This window comes from Glaesserella sp., assembly GCF_041817755.1.
Classification (GTDB): Bacteria; Pseudomonadota; Gammaproteobacteria; order Enterobacterales; family Pasteurellaceae; genus Glaesserella.
The window spans coordinates 1-4,580 of record NZ_JBGYBX010000043.1 but is presented as its reverse complement, the minus strand read 5'-3'; the positions used below and the strand labels follow the sequence as shown (position 1 = coordinate 4,580).

6 protein-coding genes are annotated in these 4,580 nt (G+C 42.1%); 1 reads left to right on the top strand and 5 read right to left on the bottom strand.

Features of this window, described 5'->3' with window-relative positions:
- Both ACEYKX_RS06090 and ACEYKX_RS06085 read right to left on the bottom strand, forming a co-directional pair.
- A partial coding sequence (locus tag ACEYKX_RS06090; protein WP_373780661.1) for an ATP-binding protein occupies positions 1–743 on the bottom strand: 743 nt, incomplete at its 3' end.
- A gap of 114 nt (positions 744–857) precedes the next feature.
- The gene (locus ACEYKX_RS06085; protein WP_373780660.1) at positions 858–1,748 is read right to left on the bottom strand and encodes a LysR family transcriptional regulator; all 891 of its coding nucleotides are present in this window, start codon (positions 1,746–1,748) and stop codon (positions 858–860) included.
- Positions 1,749–1,870: 122 nt separating this feature from the next.
- On the opposite strand from ACEYKX_RS06085, the gene ACEYKX_RS06080 reads away from it, so the two are divergent.
- Positions 1,871–2,962, top strand: a complete 1,092-nt coding sequence (locus ACEYKX_RS06080) for an ABC transporter substrate-binding protein (protein ID WP_373768016.1) — start codon at positions 1,871–1,873, stop codon at positions 2,960–2,962.
- A 96-nt stretch (positions 2,963–3,058) separates the two neighbouring features.
- On the opposite strand, the gene ACEYKX_RS06075 is transcribed toward ACEYKX_RS06080, so the two are convergent.
- The 3 genes from ACEYKX_RS06075 to ACEYKX_RS06065 are packed head-to-tail and all read right to left on the bottom strand — an operon-like array spanning position 3,059 to position 4,372.
- A complete protein-coding gene (locus ACEYKX_RS06075) occupies positions 3,059–3,526 on the bottom strand; it encodes an N-acetyltransferase family protein (protein WP_373768015.1) in 468 nt (155 codons plus the stop codon).
- Between the two features lie 8 nt (positions 3,527–3,534).
- The gene (locus ACEYKX_RS06070; RefSeq protein WP_373780659.1) at positions 3,535–3,960 is read right to left on the bottom strand and encodes a MarR family transcriptional regulator; all 426 of its coding nucleotides are present in this window, start codon (positions 3,958–3,960) and stop codon (positions 3,535–3,537) included.
- Positions 3,947–4,372: a PACE efflux transporter gene (locus ACEYKX_RS06065; protein ID WP_373768013.1), complete on the bottom strand. Its 426-nt coding sequence runs from the start codon at positions 4,370–4,372 to the stop codon at positions 3,947–3,949. The genes ACEYKX_RS06070 and ACEYKX_RS06065 overlap by 14 nt, the downstream gene beginning before the upstream one ends.
- Between the last annotated feature and the right edge of the window lie 208 nt (positions 4,373–4,580).

Below are 4,580 nucleotides of genomic sequence, written 5' to 3'. Positions count from 1 at the left end.
GTGCTTGACGTAGTAATTTTCTGCGATTTTAAAAAATCAGAGATTTTTTTAGCAGAAAACAAATTGCCGATATTGCTCGCCAAAAATTGTGTGAGTTGTTCTAAAAATTGCACATTTCGCAATGCATAGCGGTTCACAATATCCCGAATGGCAATGGTGGAATAGATATTCCGCAGATATTCAAACACAATGTTGTCTTGCAACGGCAAGTCTTTTAAATAAGGTAAACCACCGTATTTCAAAAACAGCGACATCGCCTTATCACTATCGTCCAGTTTCATAAATTCAAGAAATTCAAAATAGGACAGGGAATGGACATTAATTTCAATGGCTCGCCCACTCAGGCTGCCTGCAATATCCCGTGAAAGCAAATGAGCATTGCTGCCCGTGCAATACAAATCCAATTCGTCATCTAACAAAAGCGAACGCAACGCTTGCTCAAAACCTGTAATTTCTTGAATTTCATCAATAAAAATGTAATTTTTTTGACCGCACTTTTTCTGCTCTTGTACAAAATCGTTTAGGTTTTCAGCAGTTGCAATGTGGCTAAATGCCAAGTCTTCTTTGTTGATATAAATAATGTGGGCATTTTTATCCGCCGTTTGAATCTCTTGCATAATCTGAAACAGCAAATAACTTTTCCCCACACGGCGTTGCCCTGTGAACACTTTAATCAAACTTTTACCGATAAACGGACGCACCGTTTCAAGGTATTTCCGGCGATAAACTAAATCTTTCTTCATAGCAAATTCCTTAATTTATACCTGATACTTTATCTTTAAATAGTAAAAATTTCAATTACACTTAAAACTTTTGTGAAAAACATCAAAACTTTCAATTATAAAATTAACATCCCACTACCAACTCACCCCATTAAATCTCTCCACCAAAAAATCCACCAATGTGCGGATAGTTAAAGGCAGTTTGTGGCGAGAAGAATATAGGGCGTAGATTTGATAAGTTGGGAGTTGCCAGTCGGTTAAGATTGACACTAATTGCCGGTTGGCTAAATGTTCGTTTAAGAGGTATTTCGGTAGCATTGCGATGCCGCCGCCTGCAAGCGTGAGATTTAACAAGGCGCCGGTGTCATTGGTGGTGAACTGGCTGGTGAGTTCTAGGCTGATTTCACGATCGTTTTGATAAAACTTCCACGCTTTACGGTTGATATTGGCGTGTGCCAAATAGATGTGTTCCGCCAAATCCTGCGGTGTTTTGGGAATGCCCTTTTGAGCCAAATATTCAGGGCTGGCAACCAGTAACGAATGGCAAGTCGCCAACGGGCGTGCGATTAAACTCGGGTCGGGCTGATTGGTAAAGCGAATCGCCAAATCGATGCGTTCATCAATTAAATTGACCGACTGATCGCTTAATTGCAACTGAATATTTAGTTTCGGATGGCGTTGTAAAAAATCTTTGATAGCCAGTAACAAATGGGTGCTACCAAATGATGAATTTGAGGCTATCCGCAGTGAGCCTTGCAGCTCCCCTTGTTGTGCCAAGATGTCTTGTTCAATTTCAGCCGCTAACTCAACCATTTTTTGGCAATGTGCTACGGCTCGCTCGCCTGCGGAAGTCAGCGAAACTCGGCGTGTGGTACGTTGCAATAATCGTGCATTAAACCACTCTTCCACCAATGCTACCGCTCTGGTCACCATTGGACGAGATAAATCCAACCGATCTGCCGTTGCGGTAAAACTCCCCGTTTCAACCACCGTCAGAAAAATGTTCATCGCCTCAATACGATCCATATCACCCCTCTATTGTTACAATTTTTGTAATAATTATATTCAAAAGACGCTATTTTTCCCATTTTTTATTTCAATATAATGCAGCTATTCAATAAACAACATTATTCATTCAAGGAAAATAGATGAAATCATTTGCAAAACTTACCCTTATTTCAACCGCGTTAATCGGCACGTCTGCCTTTGCGGTGGACGTTGAAACCCGTTCTTTAGAGGAACTTTATCAAGCAGCCGTTAAAGAAGGCGGCACGTTAGTCGTGTATGCCGGCGGCGACACCGCCGAACAACAAAACGGCATAAAAGCCGCTTTTGAAAAACGTTTCCCGAAAATGAAACTGCAAACCATCGTAGATTACAGCAAAGTACACGATGCCCACATTGATTACCAACTGGAAACCCAAAATCTGCAAGCGGACGTGGTGCAACTACAAACCTTGCAAGACTACCCACGTTGGAAAGCGGAAGGCGTGTTAATGACGTATAAACCGCTGGGTTGGGATAAAGTTTACCCAGCGTTTAAAGATAAAGACGGCGCTTGGACAGGTGTATTTGTGGATGCGTTCAGCAACGTTTCAAACAAAACAGCACTCGGTGATATTCCAACGCCAACCACCTTTGCCGACTACACCAACCCGAAACTAAAAGGCAAAATCATCTCAACTTACCCGAACGATGATGATGCCGTGCTATTCGGCTATAAGTTAGCCGTGGATAAATACGGTTGGAATTGGTTACAAAATTTAATGAAAAACGAACCGCACTTTGTGCGTGGCACACAAGCACCAGCAGATGAAGTGGAGGCTGGAACTTATGCGGCGACTTTCTCAACCGATGGAATGTTAAAAGCCGATCCTGAAGCGAAATCCCGATTTGTGTTACCAAGCGAAGAAGGTTTTGTGGCTTGGGCGCAACGTGCGGCGATTTTAAAAGACGCCAAACACCCGGCAGCAGCAAAACTTTATTTAAGCTGGTTATTAGATAAAGATTTCCAAGAAAATGTTTGGTATATGTGGCCTGTGCGTACAGACGTAAAACAACCTGAAGGTTATAAAGCCATTTGGGAATATCCAAACGCAAACTTAGCCCAATTTGAGCAATTTATGGAAAATCGTGCGGAAGTGGAAAAATTCCGCGCCCAAATCCGTCTGTTTGTTGGCGATGTGAAAGGTGAATCATCTGCCGGTGAATGGGGATTAACGCCGAATCAAATGCGATAAGCATTACACGTTAATGACATAACACAAAACAAGCGGTGGGATTTGAAGAAAAGTTTGCAAATGCAAAATTTCATTCAATTCCCACCTCTTTTTCCCTTAAAGTTTCTGTTCCATCAAGGTTTTTAACGGTTCAAGCCCCAAGCGTTCGTAGAAACGGAATGCCCCTTGATTGTCATTCCAAACGTGAAGTGTCACGCTGTCGCAAGCGTTGGCTTTGGCAAAATCCACTACATACTGATACAACTTCTCGCCGATTTTCTTACCGCGTTGTGACGCATCCACACAGAGATCGTCAATATACAACACCTTGCGATCAAATAACGCCGGAACGCCTTGTGTAATTTGATAAATGCAGAACGCATAGCCTTGCACCTTGCCGTTTTCATCTTCATACACAAAGATCGGTTTTTGTTCGTCTGCCATTAAGGCTAAAATTTCTTCATCGTTGTATTTGCGTTTTCCAGCCTGAAAAATATCAGGGCGAGCTTCAACGTGAACAGCGTGAACTTGGTATAACAACTCGGCAATACGAGCGACATCATCGGCTTTTGCAGGTCTAATCATTGTTTCTCCTAAATCGTGTTTAACTGTGTAGCAAGTTGATTTAATACCATTTCGGTCTCATCAAGCAATTGCTCAAATTTTTGCATACCGAACTGCCGGCTTACTTGCAATTCTGCTTCGGTGAGCCGAGCGATAATCGGGTCGATAAAGAGTTTACCGCTTGCACTTAAAGCAATCAACTTACTGCGTTTGTCGTTCTCATCAGGCAGAAAAACCAAAAAACCTTTTTGATCCAATTGTTTACAAACGGACGTGACGGTTTGTTTCGGCAAACTCCATTTATCACCGATGGCGGTAGGCGATGTCGCACCGTAACGACCGATGGAATACAAAAAATGTAATTCGTTTAGAGTGAGTTGGTGTTGCTTCGCCACATTAGCGTAAATGCTCGATAATTGTGCCGCCAGTTCCACCAATTTATCAAAAGGATTCATGTTCGCGCTCCAAAAATTTGACACGGGTAATGTCGTAAAGCCAGTTAAACACCAAGGCGTACAGCATAATCAATAAACTCAATCCGATATCCGCTAAAAAGGCGTGCCACAGGCTTAAATTCAATAAATACGCCACCACGGGAATGGTAAACAGCAATAAGGTACACTCAAAACAGACCGTGTGCAGAATCCGTAATTTCAGGCTGCGCTCTTCCCGCTTGCCGGTCGCGAATTTATCAAACACATAGTTAAACAAAAAGTTAAGCGCCATTGCCATCACGGACATGGCAACCCCTGTTCCCGCCGCCGCTTCAAGGCTGAAATCCCCTGCCAATAATACCGCAACCGCGCCGATTGCCATTGCTCCGATTTCAAATAAAAACGAATGAAAAAGACGTTCGTAAAAAGTCATAATATTATCCTATATCGTACTAAATTGCGGCTATTTTAGTACGATATAGGATTAAATACAACCGACTCTGTAAGATTTGCAAAATTTGATTCGGATCTTACCGCTTGTAACTGCTTGTATTATTGCTTCACTCATTAATGGACTTGTAAAATAATAAATCTTATTATAGACATTTTAAAAAGGGACATTATCATGCCTAACAGCACAG

Bases quoted from the DNA above. Each gene is read 5' to 3' on its own strand.
- ACEYKX_RS06080 (WP_373768016.1), top strand. From the start codon at position 1,871: ATGAAATCATTTGCAAAACTTACCCTTATTTCAACCGCGTTAATCGGC.
- ACEYKX_RS06070 (WP_373780659.1), bottom strand. From the start codon at position 3,960: ATGAATCCTTTTGATAAATTGGTGGAACTGGCGGCACAATTATCGAGC.
- ACEYKX_RS06065 (WP_373768013.1), bottom strand. From the start codon at position 4,372: ATGACTTTTTACGAACGTCTTTTTCATTCGTTTTTATTTGAAATCGGA.
- ACEYKX_RS06085 (WP_373780660.1), bottom strand. From the start codon at position 1,748: ATGGATCGTATTGAGGCGATGAACATTTTTCTGACGGTGGTTGAAACG.
- ACEYKX_RS06075 (WP_373768015.1), bottom strand. From the start codon at position 3,526: ATGATTAGACCTGCAAAAGCCGATGATGTCGCTCGTATTGCCGAGTTG.